The 16,206-nt window shown below is 64.4% G+C and carries 16 protein-coding genes and 1 riboswitch; of the genes, 10 read left to right on the top strand and 6 right to left on the bottom strand.

Annotated elements, in window-relative coordinates:
- The first annotated feature begins 25 nt into the window (after positions 1-25).
- A complete protein-coding gene (locus ACVJGD_RS14910; RefSeq protein ID WP_456635049.1) occupies positions 26-1,654 on the top strand; it encodes a fatty-acid--CoA ligase in 1,629 nt (542 codons plus the stop codon).
- A gap of 506 nt (positions 1,655-2,160) precedes the next feature.
- Here ACVJGD_RS14910 and ACVJGD_RS14915 read toward each other — a convergent pair.
- Both ACVJGD_RS14915 and ACVJGD_RS14920 read right to left on the bottom strand, forming a co-directional pair.
- Positions 2,161-3,354: a TAXI family TRAP transporter solute-binding subunit gene (locus ACVJGD_RS14915; protein ID WP_456635050.1), complete on the bottom strand. Its 1,194-nt coding sequence runs from the start codon at positions 3,352-3,354 to the stop codon at positions 2,161-2,163.
- Positions 3,355-3,413: 59 nt separating this feature from the next.
- Entirely contained in the window at positions 3,414-4,409 is a 996-nt protein-coding gene (locus ACVJGD_RS14920; RefSeq protein WP_456635051.1) for a hypothetical protein, read from the bottom strand.
- A gap of 624 nt (positions 4,410-5,033) precedes the next feature.
- On the opposite strand from ACVJGD_RS14920, the gene ACVJGD_RS14925 reads away from it, so the two are divergent.
- Positions 5,034-5,882: a DUF1499 domain-containing protein gene (locus ACVJGD_RS14925; RefSeq protein ID WP_456635052.1), complete on the top strand. Its 849-nt coding sequence runs from the start codon at positions 5,034-5,036 to the stop codon at positions 5,880-5,882.
- 80 nt (positions 5,883-5,962) lie between these two features.
- Here the strand turns inward: ACVJGD_RS14925 and ACVJGD_RS14930 are convergent, their stop codons facing one another.
- The 3 genes from ACVJGD_RS14930 to ACVJGD_RS14940 all read right to left on the bottom strand — a co-directional run bounded on the left by ACVJGD_RS14930 (position 5,963) and on the right by ACVJGD_RS14940 (position 7,801).
- Positions 5,963-6,496, bottom strand: a complete 534-nt coding sequence (locus tag ACVJGD_RS14930; RefSeq protein ID WP_456635053.1) for a PRC-barrel domain-containing protein — start codon at positions 6,494-6,496, stop codon at positions 5,963-5,965.
- A 145-nt stretch (positions 6,497-6,641) separates the two neighbouring features.
- Complete coding sequence (locus ACVJGD_RS14935) at positions 6,642-7,019, bottom strand: PRC-barrel domain-containing protein (protein WP_225708640.1); 378 nt, start codon at positions 7,017-7,019, stop codon at positions 6,642-6,644.
- A gap of 221 nt (positions 7,020-7,240) precedes the next feature.
- On the bottom strand, positions 7,241-7,801 hold the full coding sequence (locus tag ACVJGD_RS14940) for a hypothetical protein (RefSeq protein ID WP_456635054.1): 561 nt from the start codon (positions 7,799-7,801) through the stop codon (positions 7,241-7,243).
- Positions 7,802-7,973: 172 nt separating this feature from the next.
- Here ACVJGD_RS14940 and ACVJGD_RS14945 point away from each other — a divergent pair, with 172 nt between their 5' ends.
- Both ACVJGD_RS14945 and ACVJGD_RS14950 read left to right on the top strand, forming a co-directional pair.
- Positions 7,974-8,711 (top strand): response regulator, encoded by a 738-nt coding sequence (locus ACVJGD_RS14945; protein ID WP_456635055.1) that lies wholly within the window; start codon positions 7,974-7,976, stop codon positions 8,709-8,711.
- A 2-nt stretch (positions 8,712-8,713) separates the two neighbouring features.
- Positions 8,714-10,060, top strand: coding sequence for an ATP-binding protein (locus ACVJGD_RS14950; protein ID WP_456635056.1), 1,347 nt, complete (start codon positions 8,714-8,716; stop codon positions 10,058-10,060).
- 2 nt (positions 10,061-10,062) lie between these two features.
- Here ACVJGD_RS14950 and ACVJGD_RS14955 read toward each other — a convergent pair whose 3' ends face one another.
- The gene (locus ACVJGD_RS14955) at positions 10,063-10,263 is read right to left on the bottom strand and encodes a hypothetical protein (protein ID WP_456635057.1); all 201 of its coding nucleotides are present in this window, start codon (positions 10,261-10,263) and stop codon (positions 10,063-10,065) included.
- Between the two features lie 282 nt (positions 10,264-10,545).
- Here ACVJGD_RS14955 and ACVJGD_RS14960 point away from each other — a divergent pair, with 282 nt between their 5' ends.
- From ACVJGD_RS14960 to thiC, 6 genes are all read left to right on the top strand, one after another.
- Positions 10,546-11,070: a transglycosylase SLT domain-containing protein gene (locus tag ACVJGD_RS14960; protein WP_456635058.1), complete on the top strand. Its 525-nt coding sequence runs from the start codon at positions 10,546-10,548 to the stop codon at positions 11,068-11,070.
- Positions 11,071-11,122: 52 nt separating this feature from the next.
- Positions 11,123-11,264: riboswitch (TPP riboswitch) on the top strand.
- A complete protein-coding gene (locus tag ACVJGD_RS14965) occupies positions 11,252-12,265 on the top strand; it encodes an FAD-dependent oxidoreductase (protein ID WP_456635059.1) in 1,014 nt (337 codons plus the stop codon). (Overlaps the previous riboswitch by 13 nt.)
- The gene (thiS, locus tag ACVJGD_RS14970; protein ID WP_456635060.1) at positions 12,256-12,453 is read left to right on the top strand and encodes a sulfur carrier protein ThiS; all 198 of its coding nucleotides are present in this window, start codon (positions 12,256-12,258) and stop codon (positions 12,451-12,453) included. The genes ACVJGD_RS14965 and thiS overlap by 10 nt, the downstream gene beginning before the upstream one ends.
- A gap of 318 nt (positions 12,454-12,771) precedes the next feature.
- Positions 12,772-13,554, top strand: coding sequence for a thiazole synthase (locus ACVJGD_RS14975; protein ID WP_456635061.1), 783 nt, complete (start codon positions 12,772-12,774; stop codon positions 13,552-13,554).
- A complete protein-coding gene (locus ACVJGD_RS14980; protein WP_456635062.1) occupies positions 13,541-14,167 on the top strand; it encodes a thiamine phosphate synthase in 627 nt (208 codons plus the stop codon). The genes ACVJGD_RS14975 and ACVJGD_RS14980 overlap by 14 nt, the downstream gene beginning before the upstream one ends.
- 135 nt (positions 14,168-14,302) lie before the next feature.
- Positions 14,303-16,201 (top strand): phosphomethylpyrimidine synthase ThiC, encoded by a 1,899-nt coding sequence (gene thiC / locus ACVJGD_RS14985; RefSeq protein WP_456635063.1) that lies wholly within the window; start codon positions 14,303-14,305, stop codon positions 16,199-16,201.
- Positions 16,202-16,206 lie beyond the last annotated feature (5 nt).

Raw genomic sequence — 16,206 nt, forward strand, 5'->3', positions numbered from 1 at the left:
AAGAACACTAAGGAGGGACGTGCGTATGCTTGGTTTGATGCAGGACTGGCCTTTGCTGTGTCACCGGATCATCGAACACGCAGCGAAGTATCACGGCACACAGGAGGTCGTGACCCGGTCGGTCGAAGGCCCGATCCATCGCACCACCTATGCCGAGATCCATACGCGCGCGCGGAAGGTCTCGCAGAGCCTGGAGCGCGACGGCATCAAGCTCGGCGACCGTGTCGCAACCATCGCCTGGAACACCTGGCGCCATCTCGAAGCCTGGTACGGCATCATGGGTATCGGCGCGATCTGCCACACGGTCAATCCGCGCCTGTTTCCGGAACAGATCGCCTGGATCATCAACCATGCCCAGGACCGCGTGGTGATGACCGACCTCACCTTCGTGCCGGTGCTGGAAAAGATCGCCGACAAGCTTCCGAGCGTCGAGCGCTATATCGTGCTGACCGACAAGGCGCACATGCCGCAGACGACGCTGAAGAACGCGGTCGCCTATGAGGACTGGATCGCGGCGTCCGACGGCAAGTTCCAGTGGAAGACGTTCGACGAGAACACCGCAGCGGCGATGTGCTACACGTCGGGCACCACGGGCGATCCCAAAGGCGTATTGTATTCGCACCGTTCCAACGTGCTGCATGCGCTCATGGCCAACAACAAGGATGCGCTGGGCACATCCGCAACCGATACAATGCTGCCGGTGGTGCCGCTGTTCCATGCCAATAGCTGGGGCATCGCTTTCTCCGCGCCTTCGATGGGCACCAAGCTGGTGATGCCCGGGCCGAAACTCGACGGCGCGTCGGTCTACGAATTGCTGGACACCGAGAAGGTGACGCACACCGCCGGCGTGCCGACGGTGTGGCTGATGCTGCTGCAGCACATGGCGGCCAACAACCTGAAGCTGCCGCATCTGGAGATGGTGATATGCGGCGGCTCGGCGATGCCGCGCTCGATGATCGAGGCCTTCCTCAACATGGGCGTGGAACCGCGCCATGCCTGGGGTATGACCGAGATGAGCCCGATCGGGACGGTCGCGGCGCTGAAACCACCCTTCGACGACCGCACCGGCGAGGAGCGGCTCGACATCCTGCAGACCCAGGGCTACCCGCCGTTCGGCGTCCAGATGAAGATCACCGACGATGCGGGCAAGGAGCTGCCGTGGGACGGCAAGACCTTCGGCCGGCTCAAGGTCTCCGGCCCGTCGATTGCCAAGGCCTATTTCCATGTCGACAGCAACATCCTCGACGAAGAGGGCTATTTCGACACCGGCGACGTCTCCACGGTCGATGCGCACGGCTACATGCGGATCACCGATCGCTCCAAGGACGTGATCAAGTCCGGCGGCGAATGGATCTCGTCGATCGACCTGGAGAACCTCGCGGTCGGCCATCCGGCCGTGGCCGAGGCCGCCGTGATCGGCGTGCACCATCCGAAGTGGGACGAGCGTCCGCTCCTGATCGTGCAGCTCAAGCAGGGCCAGCAGGCGACGCGCGAGGAGATCCTGAAATTCATGGACGGCAAGATCGCGAAATGGTGGATGCCCGATGACGTCGTCTTCGTCGACGGCATTCCGCACACCGCGACCGGCAAGATCTTGAAGACCGCGCTGCGCGATCAGTTCAAGAGCTACAGCCTGCCGACCGCGGCGGCGTGAGAGCGGGCCGAAATAGCTTGCCCTGGCCCTCAGCCTTATCGGTTCTGATTCAATCAGAACCGATAAGGGTTCTGGCGCGTGATGCGTTTTGGTTGAATCGGTCTGTCCACCCGTTCACCTCTCCCGCTTGCGGGAGAGGTCGGCGCGTCAGCGCCGGGTGAGGGCTCTCTCCCCACGGTTGGACAGTGCGAATCGCGGAGAGACCCCCACCCCAGCCCTCCCCCGCAAGCGCAGGGCTATCGCATATGAAATAGAACTTGGTGGGCGGTCCCTTCGCGGCCCATCCTTCGAGACGCACGCTTGGGCGCGCTCCTCAGGATGAGGTCTGATTTCGCGGCGGGATCTTAGACCCTCATGGTGAGGAGCGCCGCTTGCGGCGCGTCTCGAACCATGAGGCCCGCCTCGTTCACAGCCACCAAACAGCCATATGCGATAGCCCTGCCCGCAAGCGGGAGAGGGAGCGCAGCCTCCATCGCGGCCACAACTCGACCTGATCTCATCATGATCTAGCGCCTTGATTCCGCCTGGCCGCTCGTCTTCTGCCATTTGAGGAATTTCTGATAGAGCGCCTCGTCCTGCTCCGGCGTTCGGGCGCCTTGCCCACCGGCCTCGCGGGTCTGTGCGGCCATGAATCGGTCGAACTGCTGGCGCGTGTCCGATGCGGGACCGGAATGCTGATCGAGCCATTCCTGCGCGGCCGGGAAACGATTCCAGCCCTTCAGCGGTGCACCCAACACCACCTCCTTCCACTTCGGATGGAATGGCGGCTGCTGCAGGTATTTCAGGCGGTCGAAGAAGACCTGAACGAAATGCTCAACCTTGCGGTATCGCTCGGTCTTCGCCGGCCAGTTGTAGGCCGCAAGGATGGCGGGCACCGCGATCGTATCCACACGGCCGCCGGGCGGGATCAGCGAAGGATAGTCCTCCGCCTTCAGGACGGATGGCAGATAATCGCTCTGCAAGGGGGTGCTATACGGGATCGGCACAAAATGCAGACCGTCTCCCTTCACCTGGCTCACAGCCTTGGAGGGACTTCCCTGAACCGCGATCACCGCATCGAGCTCGCCGTTCTTCAGCTTCTCATAGGCGACGCGCTGCTCGATATAGGCGTAGACCGGCTTGATGCCGAGCCTCTCGAAGATCGTGATCGCGGTGATGAACGTGCCGCCGTTCGGCAAGTCGACGGCGACGCGCCGGCCGTTCAGGTCGGCCAGGCTGCGGATCGACGTGCGCGCGACGACGTGCATCTCCTCATTGTAGAGTTTGGTGATATAGGCGAACTGATTGCGGATCTTGCCGGTGTAGCCCTTCCTTTCCAGGTAATCGAGCGTGTCGGCGCGCAGGATGCCGAGATCAACGCCCTTCAGGAAAAGGATGTCTGCGATGCTCTGCACCGATCCCCGGCCGACGATTGGCAGCACGCGCATCTCGTCGCCATTGTCCAGCACGGAGGCAAGGTCGGCCCCGAACTGGACATAGGTTCCGCCGATCGTCCCTGACATCAGCGTTACGGTGTTGGCATTGAGCCGTTCGCGCGTGCTCTGGCTGCTACTGGAATAGCTGAATATCGCCTTCAGGCCGTCGCTCACTGTGGCCGGATCGACTTCTGTCTTCTCCTCGGAAAAGGCAGGCGTCGCCAGTAGAAGCGCGATCCCGGCCGCGCAGAAAAACGCCACGTTGGTCACACGTCGGATTGTCATGTCAGGAAGCTCCGGATGATCGAGATTCACAAGGGCGCGTGCGACGCGCGGTGCAGGGATCAGCGGACGGGCACGAGCGCATCAAGCTGCCGCTGAGCTTCGGGTTCGCCCCACTCTTTCGCTTTCTGATACCAATTCCGGGCCTGTGCGAGGTCCGTAAGCGGGCCACCGACGCCCAACTGCTGAAGCACGCTGGGGTCATAGGTCTTGGCCAGGAGCAGTGCTGCGCGCGCGTCTCGTCCTTCGGCCGCGCGCAGCAGCAGCAACCTTGCCGCCGGAATGTCGCCGCTGGCGAGCAAATCCTGCCCGCGCGTGATGAGAACAGAAATCTCCTTTGAATCCAGGTTGCGCACGATCTCGGTCTGCGGCGGCGAGGAAGCCGCCACAGACCGCACCGGTGCCCCGGCCGGCAACGACTGCGGAGCGACCACAGCGGCTTGTCTCCAGGAAAGTCGGGCCGAGCTGCCTACGAGCGCAGCGCCGGCGCTGTCACGCAACTCTGCCGTCGGCAGCATCTGCCCGACGAAACCGTCCGGCGGAAGGACCGAGACGGCGGAAACTTCCGACGCGGGCACGCGCCACTCGTTGGCAGCGACGCGCTTTCCGGACGTCAGCCGTGCGCCGGCCGCAAGTCCATTGATGGCAACGACGGCACCGGGAGGAGGAGCATCTACGTGTACCCCAAGCGGCAGCGGGTCGTTGGCGAGGCCGCTACTGTCCTGCACGGTAAGGGTCGCAGCCCGCTTGCGTTGCGGCGCCGGAAAGATCGAGCTCTTCAAGAACTGCCAGTACGCTGAGATCGATGCGCTGTCGCTCGACTGGACGCCAGGACTCTGCGACGCCGGAATAGCCATGACGATGATCAGCGCAATGCCCGCCGCAATGGCGGCCGCGATCGAGAACCTGATTCCCACGCTGAGCAGCGCGCGCCGTCCTGAGTTGCGGAGTACGGATGGCGCCTCGATGGGCTCCATCGCTTCCTGCATGGCCTGGGCGACGGCTTTGGTGAACATTTCCGAATTGTCGCGGCGGCGAGGGCTGCCCAGCGGCTGCAAGGACGGGCCTTCCGCGGTCGATGGCGGCCGCTCCGCCGCCGGCCTCAGCCTCGCCATTGATCGCCCGTCTACCGCCTGGTCCCGTAGGTCGCGCGGGGCGTAGTAAAGCGGATCGTTCGGGCCGATGGAGTCGTCGTCTTCTACGCCACTCATACTGAACACTCGCCCTGATGAGGCTGTCCACCGGCCCTGCCGGGGTGTGCCGGCTACGCTGTTTGCGATCCCTGCAACTCATGAGGGCGCGACCACGCATTTCTTTCGGCGCACCCGTCCGGCACGCCGAGAGTTGGGATCATCATCGCTGCAACGTTTCCGACTGACGCCCGCCGTCTTTCTTTTGCCCTGGATTGACGTTTTCGCCGATGTCCTTTGCCAGGACGGTCCCTCGCAATCGGCGGTTCCATCAACCTAGAGTCGAGCGTTTAGACAAAAGTACGATCGAGTCAATATGCAACTAAAGATCGTCTTAGTTGAATGGTTAATCGGCAAGTTGCCGGATTTTCCCGCTGCCTGAGCTACGTCGTTCGTAAACCTTGAAATTGGCGGGCTGCCGTGGTCTCAAGCAGCCAGTCTTTCAGCCGGCCCCTGACAGTCGGCCAAGCCCAAACCCGGCAGTTTTTACCGATGGCGCGCAGGTTTTTCGCTCCCTACCAGTCGGAGCCCGTCTCCGGCCTCGCCACCTGGGCACGCAACCTCGCGCTCTTCTCTGCCGTCGCCGTAGTGGTCTCGATCCTCATCGTCCGCTTCGGCTTCCTGGAAATGAAGCCGGCGCTCGCGACCTTCTTCGGCGCATTGGCCCTTGCCGGACTTTCGATCCTGATCGGCTTTGCCGCCTTCGCCGCGATCTGGCAGAACGGATCGCGCGGCATGGGGCGGATCCTTCTGGCCTTCCTGATCGCAGCGGTGGTGCTCGCCTATCCCGCCTATCTCGCCGTGCAATATCGCCGGCTGCCGCCGATCCACGACATCACCACCGACCCGATCGATCCGCCGCGGTTCGAAGCGCTGGCGCGCTTGCGCACCGGTGACGACACCAACTCCGCCGTCTATGCCGGGCTCTACTCCGCCGAGCAGCAGCGCCGCGCCTACCCCGATATCGAGACCGTCGAACTCGAGGTGCCGGTCGACCGCGCCTACGTGGTGACGCTGCAACTCGTGAACCGGCGCAAATGGCTCGTCATCGATGAGCGCCCGCCGACGCCACCGCGCCGCATCGGCCGCATCGAGGCGGTGGCGCGCACCCCGATCATGGGCTTCCGCGAGGACGTCGCGATCCGCATCGTGCCCGACGGCGAGGACTCGCGGGTCGATATCCGCTCCGCCTCGCGCTATTTCGACGCCGACCTCGGCAGCAATGCTGCGCGCGTGTCGAAGCTGATCACGGACATCAACACCGCCGTCGACAACGCGAAGCCCGCGCCGACCAAGGCGCCTGCACCGCCCAAGGCGCAGGCGAAGACGGTGAAGAAGTGAGGCGGCGAAGCGCTGAGCACCGTTGATACAAAAACGCGCCCGGCAGAACCGGGCGCGTCTTGCTTGAGCAGGCGAGAACCTTACTCGGTCGCGTACTTGAACTCCGGCATCGCCTTCAGCTCGTCCTTGGTCGCGCTGTAGACGGCGTGATCGGGGTACCAGGGATTCGGCTTGGGGCTCGCGGCCGTGCTCGTCGCAGCACCCGTGGTCGTCGACGATCCAGCGCCGCCTGGCGGCTTTGCGCCGGTGCTCGACGCGCCGGTATAGGCGACCGGCTCGTTGACGAACCTGACCTTCTCGAAAGGCACCGCGACCAGGCGCTCACCGACGCCGAGGAAGCCGCCGACGCCGATCACGACTCCTTTGACGTTGCCGCTCTTGTCCATCAACATGTCGTTGATAGAGCCGATGCTCTCGTTGCTGTCGTTATAGACACTCAGGCCGGCCATTTTCGACGCACGCCAGTTGCCTTGGAACGACGACGGGGCGGTGGTTGATGTGGCCGCCGCAGTGCTTGGGCGGTCGCCGGTGGCCGTGTCCGGCGTTTGCGCGAACGCGACGCCTGCAAGAAGCGCCGAAGCCGCGAGGCCAGTGATGGCATACTTCGCTAACATGATCGGGTCCTCCAGTTTCGAAAATCGATACTGAGAAAACCCGGCACGTCAGCAAGCGTTCCGCATCAGGTAATACGGAACTCGCCACGCCAAACAAGGTCGAAGTTAAGTCGAAAGGTTAGAAGTCAAGCGACGAACGCGCGCTTCAGAAACCGCCCCAATAAGGCGGTATGCCGTAGTAGCGATGCAGCTCGACTTCCTGCGACCGATCGCCCCAATCGAAATCCTTGTCGGCGCGAAACGACGGCGCGCGTTTCAACTCTTCATCTGATATGTCGAGTTCATAGGCTTCGAAGCGCGTGTTGTAGCGGAGCCGCGCCCAGGGCAAGGGAATCAGATTGGTTCCCAAACCGAAGAAGCCACCGAAGCTGAGCACGGCGTAGGATACTTGTCCGGAGACCTTGTCGATCATCAGCCGTTCGATATGGCCGATCATCTCGCCGTTCGGCCGCCGCACCGCAGTGCCTTCGACGCGATCGCTGGCAATGAGCCGATGCGGATTGGTACTGGCGTCGGCTGCCATCTGACCCTCCCCACAAATGATCGAGAGCTTCAACGCCACATTCGACGACTGGTTCCTATCTCGATCAGTGAGACAACCACCCTTCCCTTTCAAGGAAAAGAGCGTAGCCCGGGCAGAGCGAAGCGCAACCCGGGACACCTGCATCGTGGTGACGGGCGGCACCCGGGTTACGCTGACGCTCCACCGGGGCTACGTGCTGCTCGTGCGGAAGGATCTGCGCCTTAGCTCTGGTAGTCGATCAGCAGTGCGGCGAACGAACTGCCGTCGCCCGATGTGCTGGCGCTGCCGGCCGAATTGTAGGAACTCGACGACGACGCCGACAGCGAGTCCTGCAGCGACTGCAGGAACTGCTGCAGGATGTCGCTGACCGAATTGGTGGCGGTGCTGGCGTCATCCGTCGAGGTTGAATCGTCCGACGGCGGTGGCCCACCGGCGCCGCCGCCGTGGCCATGCGCCCCGCTGGGTCCCTGCGCGAAGGCGGCCTTGAACACGCCCTGCAATTCGGTCGCCTGATCGCTGGTCAGCTTCCCGCTCGATACTTCCTGGTTGATGAGATCATCGAGCTTGGACTGCATCTCGTCCGGCGACGGCCGGGTGCCGCCGGCCTGATCGCCGGCGCGGCTCGCCTGCATCGAGGCGTCGATATCCGTCAGCTCCGACGACAGCGCATCCTGATCGGACGAGCTGATGGCGCCGGAATTGATTTCGGACTGCAGTTCGTCCTGCAGCCGCTGCAAAGGCGACTGGTAGCTGCTGCCGGAAGCAGCCGAGATCGCGGTCATGGAAAGCTCCAAATGCTTCTGATAGGTACGCGTGAAACTCGCCGCGACGGTAGGATTAACGGTCTTAACAGTGCCTTTTGGCCTGTTGCCCTCTGTTACCGCCCGGTCTCCAGAAACATTCGGAAACAAAAATCTTTCACCGCTTCCCTCGAATCACAGACAAAAGGTCAGCATGGCCCAACCGCAGCCGAACATCCTTGTCGTCGAGGACGACCGCGAGACGCGCAGCCTGATCGCGAAATACCTGCGCAACAACGCCTGCAACGTCACCACCGCCGGCGACGGCCGCGAGATGATCCGCGCGATGACCGACCACCGCGTCGATCTTCTGATCCTCGACGTCATGCTGCCCGGCGAGGACGGCCTCAGCCTGTGCCGCAAGGTGCGCGCGACCTCGCAGACGCCGATCATCATGCTGACCGCCCGCGGCGAGGATGTCGACCGCATCCTTGGCCTCGAGATGGGCGCCGATGACTATCTGCCGAAGCCGTTCAATCCGCGCGAGCTCTTGGCGCGGATCAACGCGGTGCTGCGGCGGCAGGCGGCGGCGCGCACCGCCAGCGCCATCGAAGGCGCGACCGTGCTGACGTTTCAGGGCTGGCGGATCGATTTCCGCCTGCGCGAACTGCGCAACGCGGAAGGCGCCAAGGTCGCGATGACCAGCGCCGAGTTCGATTTGCTCAGGACCTTCTGCGAGCGGCCCGGCCGCGTGCTGTCGCGCGACAGCCTGCTCGACCTCACGGGCGCGCGCAACGCCGGCTCGTTCGAGCGCTCGATCGACGTCCTGGTCAGCCGCATCCGCCGCAAGATCGAGCCCGATCCGCAGGAGGCCACCATGATCAAGACGGTGCGCGCCGGCGGCTACATGTTCACGCCAAGAGTGGAAACGGTGGCCGCGGCGGGTAACTGACGATGAAGCTCGCAGGCTTCCTCAATCTCAGGGGCATCAGCGGCCAGACCGCGGCGCTGGTGGTCGCCTCGATCGTCACCATCCACGTCATCATCGCCACGATCTTCCTGCTCTTCCGGCCGGACCAGTCGGAGCCGCCGGGCGACCGCGGACATGCCCAGCTCGCCAGCGCGATCCAGTTGCTCGGCGCCGCCGCGCCGTCGGAACGACAGCGGCTGTCCGCCGACATCAACAACGCCTTTCCGCAACTCGGCGTCGAGATCCTTCCGCCCGGTACCACGCCGGCGGCCGGCGAGCTGAACGAGCGCGAATTGCACTTCCTCTACCGCCGGCTTGGCGGCGCCTATCGGCTGTTTCCGCTGGCGGGCGACGGCGATGGCGCAAAGATCGAACCAAGGATCGGCGTCGTGCTGCCTGACGGGGCGATGATCTCGGCAAGGCTGCTCGCCGATCGGCACCGGCCGCCATTCCTCGGCGGTCCCTGGATGATGACGCTGCTCTTTATGGTCATCAGCGTCACCCTGCTCGGGCTGTGGGCGGCACGCGCGCTGACCGCGCCGCTGTCGTCCTTCGCGCGCGCCGCCGAAAGCTTCAGCCTCGATGGCGCGGCGGCGCCGCTGCCCGAACGCGGGCCGGAAGAGATCCGTTCGGTCGCCAAGGCGCTGAACCGCATGCGCGAGCGCATCACCGGCCTGATCGACGACCGCACCAAGATGCTGGCCGCGATCAGTCACGATTTGCGCACGCCGATCACGCGGATGCGGCTGCGCTCGGAATTCATCGAGGACGAGACCCATCGCAGCCGCATGCTCGCCGATCTCGACCAGATGCGCGCGATGCTGGAATCGGTGCTGTCGTTCCTGCGCAACGACCGCAGGCTGGAATCGATGACGCTGACCGATGTCGCCAGCACGCTGCAGCTCGTCACCGACCAGTTCTCCGACATGGGCCACAAGGTCAGTTACGACGGTCCCGCGCACGCGATGGCCACCGTGCGGCCGGACGACCTGCACCGCAGCGTCACCAATCTGGTCGAGAACGCGGTCCGCTTCGGCGCCGAGGCCACGATCCGGCTCCGCACCGCGCAGGGTCGCATCACGATCGAAGTCGAGGACGACGGCCCAGGCATTTCGGATGCGCGCAAGCACGACGTGCTGGAGCCGTTCGTGCGCGGCGACGATGCGCGCAACATGGACGAGGCCGAAGGCTTTGGCCTCGGGCTGTCGATCACCAACGCGATCGTGCTCGCGCATGGCGGGACATTGTCGCTGCACGACCGCAAGCCGCACGGGCTGCTGGTGCGGATCGAATTGCCGGTGCGCGGAGAAGACCGGCGCTCGGCCGCTTGACTTCAGGCCGCGAGCGGCGCGTGCTCGCTGTCGCGTTCCGGATAGATCGCGATGGCCTCGAAGCGATAGTCGCAGGCGCGGCAATGCCAGAGATAGAAGGTGCGGCCAACGTCCTGCTCGACCCAGTCCGGCTTCGTGATCGGCTTGCCGCATTGTGCGCAAGGATTTCCGCGCGGCAGATCAGCGGAATCAAAATGGGTCATGACGCGTCTCCCTTTGTCGCTTTTCTTGGTCGGCTTTTTTGATTGTCGTTTCTTGATTATTGCTGCAGAACGCACTGAACCCCGCGCCTGCCATGCAAAATCCTAAGGCGGCTTTGAGTCATTTGCGCGACAGCCGTCTTGCGGCCACGCGGCAAATCGTCGTCTAAGACTTTACTAAAGCCCGTCGCCCAACGCCTCGTTTTCGCCACATACCTGCCCGGCGGCCGCAACAATTCGGTTGCGTAAGTGGAACAGACCATTCCCTCGCCGAGACCTCGTCCGATGAAATTCCCCTTCGCTCTCACCTTCCCTGCGGCAATTGCTGCGGTGCTTCTCGGCTCGCCCGCGCAGGCGCAGCAGCGCACGCAATATGAGGCACTGATCGCCACCCATGCCCAGGCCAATCTGGTGCCTGATGCGCTGGTGCACCGCGTGATCGTGCGCGAGAGCAAATATCAGCCGAACCTGATCGGACGCGGCGGCGCGATCGGGCTGATGCAGATCAAGCTCGCGACCGCGCGCGGCCTTGGCTACAAGGGCGATGCGGCGGGCCTGCGCGATCCCGAAACCAACCTCGCCTACGGCATCAAATATCTCGCCGGCGCCTATCGCGCCGCCGGCGGCAACCACGACCGCGCTGTGCGCTACTACGCCGGCGGGTACTATTACGCCGCCAAGCAGCAGCGGCTGCAGCACCTGAGGGAATCCCGCCCGACGCTCGCTGCCGCGTCGCAAAAAGAGCAGGCGACGGCCGAGCCTCTTGGAAGCGCGGTCGACGCCAATGCACAGCAGATCCCCGGCAATTGAGGGGCACCGCCGCAAGGCGGCGTTGACAGGTCAGCGCATCCGCTTACATTAGAGCCGTTCCGAGGGGTGCTCCGAGGAGGAGCTGAGATACCGCACGCTTGGGATTGGCCATTCTGGCCGATATCCGGGACCGCGGTGACCCTTTGAACCTGATCCGGGTCATACCGGCGAAGGGACAGGGATGTACCAGAACAAGTCTCCGCGGGGGGATTCCCCCGTATCCATCATCGGCGCAGGCATTGCAGGCGCCTGGCAGGCGCTATTATTCGCTCAGGCCGGTCACGCCGTCACGTTGCACGAGCGCAGTGACGCCGCGATGACGGAATCCACAAGCCATTGGGCCGGCGGCATGCTGGCGCCGTGGTGCGAGGCCGAGACCTCCGAGCCCGTGATCAGCCGGCTCGGCGAGCGCTCGCTGGCCCTGTGGCGCGAGCATTTCCCCAAAACCCCGTTCAACGGCTCGCTGGTGGTGACCCATCCGCGCGACCGAGCCGATTTCGAGCGCTTCGCGCGGCTGACATCGGGCTATCGCCGGCTCGATGCCCGCGAATTGGGTGAGCTCGAACCCTCACTGGACGGCCGTTTCCGCGACGCCCTGTTCTATCCCGAGGAGGGCCTCGTCGAGCCGCGGCTTGTGCTGCCGCAGCTCCATGCTGCCATCGCCAAGGCCGGCGGCACCATCAAGTTCAACAGCGATGCGCATGCCGAGGACATCGACGGCATCGTGATCGACTGCCGCGGGCTCGCCGCGCGCGAGGACGAGCCGGAGCTTCGCGGCGTCAAGGGCGAGATGATCATCGTCGAAACTAGCGAGGTGGAGCTGGCGCGCCAGGTGCGGCTGATCCACCCGCGCTGGCCGCTCTACGTGATCCCGCGCGGCGATGGCCGCTTCATGCTGGGCGCCACCTCGATCGAAGCCGAGGACACCGGCGTCAGCGTCCGCTCGGCGCTGGAGCTGCTCGGCGCCGCCTATGCGGTGCACCCGGCGTTCGCCGAAGCGCGCATCCTCGAATTCGGCTCGGGCCTGCGCCCGGCCTTCCCCGACAATCTGCCGCGGATCCGGATCGACAAGGACAGGATCAGCGTCAACGGCCTCTATCGCCACGGCTTCCTGCTGGCGCCGGCGCTGGCGGAACTGACGCTTTCCTATGTTGCGCGCGGCACCATCGACAACGAGGTGATGCAATGCGCGTGATCGTCAACGGCGAGCCACGGGACATCACCGCGGCCAGCGTCGACGCGCTGCTCGCCGAGCTCGAATACGAAGGCACCCATTTCGCGATCGCGCTGAACTACGACGTGCTGCCGAAGAGCCGCTGGGCCGAGACCGCGCTGAAGGCCGGCGACGAGATCGAGATCATCACGCCGCGGCAGGGAGGGTGATCGCCATGACCGCAAATCCTCCCCGCCCGTCGTCCCCGCGAAAGCGGGGACCCATAACCACAGGGCTTCGTTGTGACGGCGAGCGTCCGCCAGAGTGCCGCAAGAGAGATCACGCGGTATGGGTCCCGGCTTTCGCCGGGACGACGAGTTGGGGTGTACGCGCTCCACATATTCAGCCGTCATCGCCCGGCTTGACCGGGCGATCCAGTACGCCGCGGCCTCTCAGTTTGAACGAGACGCCTGTGGAATACTGGATCCCCGCCTTCGCGGGGATGACGAGTGGCGTGCGGGGGCTGACGAGCGGAGGGAATTGACACCATGCTGAACTTCTACGGCAAGACCTTCTCCTCCCGCCTCCTGATCGGCACGGCGCTCTATCCCTCGCCTGCGATCATGCAATCGGCGATCCGCGCCTCCGGCGCCAACATCGTCACCGTGTCGCTGCGCCGCGAAGCCGCCGGCGGCAAGACCGGGGACGCGTTCTGGTCGCTGATCCGCGAGCTTGATGTCACCGTGCTGCCGAACACCGCCGGCTGCCGCACCGTGCGCGAGGCGGTGACCACGGCCAAGCTTGCACGCGAATTGTTCGGAACGAGCTGGATCAAGCTGGAAGTGATCGCCGACAACGACACGCTGCAGCCCGATATCGTCGGCCTGGTCGAGGCCGCCTCGATCCTGATCAAGGACGGCTTCGAGGTATTCCCCTATTGCACCGAAGATCTTTCGGTAGCGATGCGGCTGGTCGAAACCGGCTGCAAGGTCGTGATGCCCTGGGCCGCGCCGATCGGCAGCGCCAAGGGGATCACCAACCGCGAAGCCTTGAGGCTGCTGCGCGACCGCCTGCCCGATATCACGCTGGTGGTCGATGCCGGCATCGGCGCACCCTCGCATGCGGCCCACGCCCTCGAACTCGGCTACGACGCGGTGCTGCTCAACACGGCGGTCGCAAAGGCCGCCGATCCCGTCGCGATGGCGAATGCATTCCGCCTCGGCATCGAAGCCGGCCGCGCCGCCTATGAGGCCGGGCTGATGGAAGCGCGCGATTTCGCCTCCCCCTCCACCCCTGTCATCGGGACCCCGTTCTGGCATGCCGTATCCTGATCGCTACGCGTATCCTGATCCCTTCTACCCCGTCGTCGACAGCGTCGCCTGGGTCGAGCGGCTGACGAAACTCGGCGTCGGCACGATCCAGCTCCGCGCCAAGGATCTGAACGACGCCGAAGCGCTGCAGATCGTCAGCGATGCGCTCGCGGTGACCAAGGGCACCCCGACAAAACTGGTCGTGAACGACTATTGGCGCGCAGCGATCGTCGCCGGCGCCGAGCACCTGCATCTCGGCCAGGAGGATCTCGCGGGCGCCGACCTTGCCGAGATCCGTAAAGCGCATCTGACGCTCGGCATCTCCACCCATGACGACGAGGAGCTCGCCACGGCGCTGAAGGCCGAGCCGGACTATGTCGCGCTCGGCCCGATCTTCCCGACCACGCTGAAATCGATGCGCTTCGCGCCGCAGGGAATCCCGAAGATCACCGAATGGAAGAAACGCATCGGCGACATCCCGCTGGTTGCGATCGGCGGCATCAAGTTCGAGCAGGCCGCGGAGATCTTCGCCGCCGGCGCCGACTCGATTGCCGTCGTCTCCGACATCACCCAGAACGCCGACCCGGATGCGCGGGTCAGACAATGGCTTGGCCGGAGCGCGGAGGCCGCGTGATGCAGCTCTCACCCAACCGTCATTGCGAGCGAAGCGAAGCAATCCATTGCCACCCGGATTTGCGGCGCCAATGGATTGCTTCGTCGCTATCGCTCCTCGCAATGACGAAAAACAACGCTTAGAAGGAGGAACTCCATGAACATCCGTTCCAACCCTGACACCACCATTCCCGCCGTCACCACGGGGCCGCTGCCCTCCTCGCGCAAGATTTTTGCGACCCCCGATGCGGCGCCGGATCTGCGCGTGCCCTTGCGCGAGATCATCTTGAGCGAAGGCGCGGGCGAGCCGAACCTTCCGGTCTACGACACCTCGGGCCCCTACACCGATCCGTCCATCACGATCGACGTCAATGCCGGCCTGCCGCGCAACCGTCTCGCCTGGGTCAGGGAGCGCGGCGGCGTCGAGGAGTATGAAGGGCGCACGATCAAGCCGGAAGACAATGGCAACCTCTCCGCCGACAAGGCGGCGCGCGCCTTCACCGCGCACCACAAGCCCTTGCGCGGCCTCGACGGCCACAAGGTGACTCAGCTCGAATTCGCCCGCGCCGGCATCATCACCAAGGAGATGATCTACGTCGCCGAGCGTGAGAATCTCGGCCGCAAGCAACAACTCGAGCGCGCCGAAGCGGCCCTCGCCGACGGCGAAAGCTTCGGCGCCGCCGTGCCGGCCTTCATCACGCCGGAGTTCGTACGCTCTGAGATCGCGCGCGGCCGCGCCATCATCCCCTCCAACATCAACCACGCCGAGCTCGAGCCGATGATCATCGGCCGCAACTTCCTGACCAAGATCAACGCCAATATCGGCAACTCCGCCGTGACGTCGTCGGTCGAGGAGGAAGTCGAGAAGATGGTGTGGGCGATCCGCTGGGGCGCCGACACCGTGATGGATCTCTCCACGGGGCGTAACATCCACACCACCCGCGAATGGATTTTGCGCAACTCGCCGGTGCCGATCGGCACCGTGCCGATCTACCAGGCGCTGGAGAAGTGCAACGGCGATCCGGTCCAGCTGACCTGGGAGCTGTACAAGGACACGCTGATCGAGCAGTGCGAACAGGGCGTCGACTATTTCACGATCCACGCCGGCGTGCGCCTGTCCTACATCCATCTCACGGCCAACCGCGTCACCGGCATCGTCTCGCGCGGCGGCTCGATCATGGCGAAGTGGTGCCTCGCGCATCACAAGGAGAGTTTCCTCTACACGCATTTCGACGAGATCTGCGACCTCATGCGCAAGTATGACGTCTCGTTCTCGCTCGGCGACGGCCTGCGTCCCGGCTCGATCGCCGACGCCAACGACCGCGCCCAGTTCGCCGAACTGGAGACGCTCGGCGAACTGACGAAGATCGCGTGGGACAAGGGCTGCCAGGTCATGATCGAAGGCCCCGGGCACATCCCGATGCACAAGATCAAGATCAACGTGGACAAGCAGCTCAAGGAATGCGGCGAGGCGCCGTTCTACACGCTTGGGCCGCTGACCACCGACATCGCGCCGGGCTATGACCACATCACCTCGGGCATCGGCGCCGCCATGATCGGCTGGTTCGGCTGCGCCATGCTCTGCTACGTCACGCCGAAGGAGCATCTGGGCCTGCCCGATCGCAACGACGTCAAGACCGGCGTCATCACCTACAAGATCGCCGCCCACGCCGCCGATCTGGCAAAAGGCCACCCGGCCGCCCAGCTCCGCGACGACGCGCTCTCCCGCGCAAGGTTCGACTTCCGCTGGACCGACCAGTTCAACCTCGGCCTCGATCCTGATACCGCGAAGAGCTTCCACGACGAGACCCTGCCGAAGGAAGCCCACAAGGTCGCCCACTTCTGCTCGATGTGCGGCCCAAAGTTCTGCTCGATGAAGATCACGCAGGACGTGCGGGATTATGCGGCGACGCTGAATGATCCGCAGAGCGTCGGGATGTCGATGCAGGGCACCATCGAGGACGGCATGGCGGCGATGAGCAAAAAGTTCGTCGAGATGGGCGGCGACGTGTATCTCGATGCGGAGAAGGTGAAGGAGAGCAACCGGGTGTTGTGAGGCGA

The sequence above is a fragment of the Bradyrhizobium sp. USDA 10063 genome (genome assembly GCF_054063735.1).

Bases quoted from the DNA above. Each gene is read 5' to 3' on its own strand.
- ACVJGD_RS14950 (WP_456635056.1), top strand. From the start codon at position 8,714: ATGAAGCTCGCAGGCTTCCTCAATCTCAGGGGCATCAGCGGCCAGACC.
- ACVJGD_RS14925 (WP_456635052.1), top strand. From the start codon at position 5,034: ATGGCGCGCAGGTTTTTCGCTCCCTACCAGTCGGAGCCCGTCTCCGGC.
- ACVJGD_RS14935 (WP_225708640.1), bottom strand. From the start codon at position 7,019: ATGGCAGCCGACGCCAGTACCAATCCGCATCGGCTCATTGCCAGCGAT.
- ACVJGD_RS14960 (WP_456635058.1), top strand. From the start codon at position 10,546: ATGAAATTCCCCTTCGCTCTCACCTTCCCTGCGGCAATTGCTGCGGTG.
- ACVJGD_RS14980 (WP_456635062.1), top strand. From the start codon at position 13,541: ATGCCGTATCCTGATCGCTACGCGTATCCTGATCCCTTCTACCCCGTC.
- ACVJGD_RS14945 (WP_456635055.1), top strand. From the start codon at position 7,974: ATGGCCCAACCGCAGCCGAACATCCTTGTCGTCGAGGACGACCGCGAG.
- thiC (WP_456635063.1), top strand. From the start codon at position 14,303: ATGAACATCCGTTCCAACCCTGACACCACCATTCCCGCCGTCACCACG.
- ACVJGD_RS14965 (WP_456635059.1), top strand. From the start codon at position 11,252: ATGTACCAGAACAAGTCTCCGCGGGGGGATTCCCCCGTATCCATCATC.
- ACVJGD_RS14955 (WP_456635057.1), bottom strand. From the start codon at position 10,263: ATGACCCATTTTGATTCCGCTGATCTGCCGCGCGGAAATCCTTGCGCA.
- ACVJGD_RS14975 (WP_456635061.1), top strand. From the start codon at position 12,772: ATGCTGAACTTCTACGGCAAGACCTTCTCCTCCCGCCTCCTGATCGGC.
- ACVJGD_RS14915 (WP_456635050.1), bottom strand. From the start codon at position 3,354: ATGACAATCCGACGTGTGACCAACGTGGCGTTTTTCTGCGCGGCCGGG.
- thiS (WP_456635060.1), top strand. From the start codon at position 12,256: ATGCGCGTGATCGTCAACGGCGAGCCACGGGACATCACCGCGGCCAGC.
- ACVJGD_RS14940 (WP_456635054.1), bottom strand. From the start codon at position 7,801: ATGACCGCGATCTCGGCTGCTTCCGGCAGCAGCTACCAGTCGCCTTTG.
- ACVJGD_RS14910 (WP_456635049.1), top strand. From the start codon at position 26: ATGCTTGGTTTGATGCAGGACTGGCCTTTGCTGTGTCACCGGATCATC.
- ACVJGD_RS14930 (WP_456635053.1), bottom strand. From the start codon at position 6,496: ATGTTAGCGAAGTATGCCATCACTGGCCTCGCGGCTTCGGCGCTTCTT.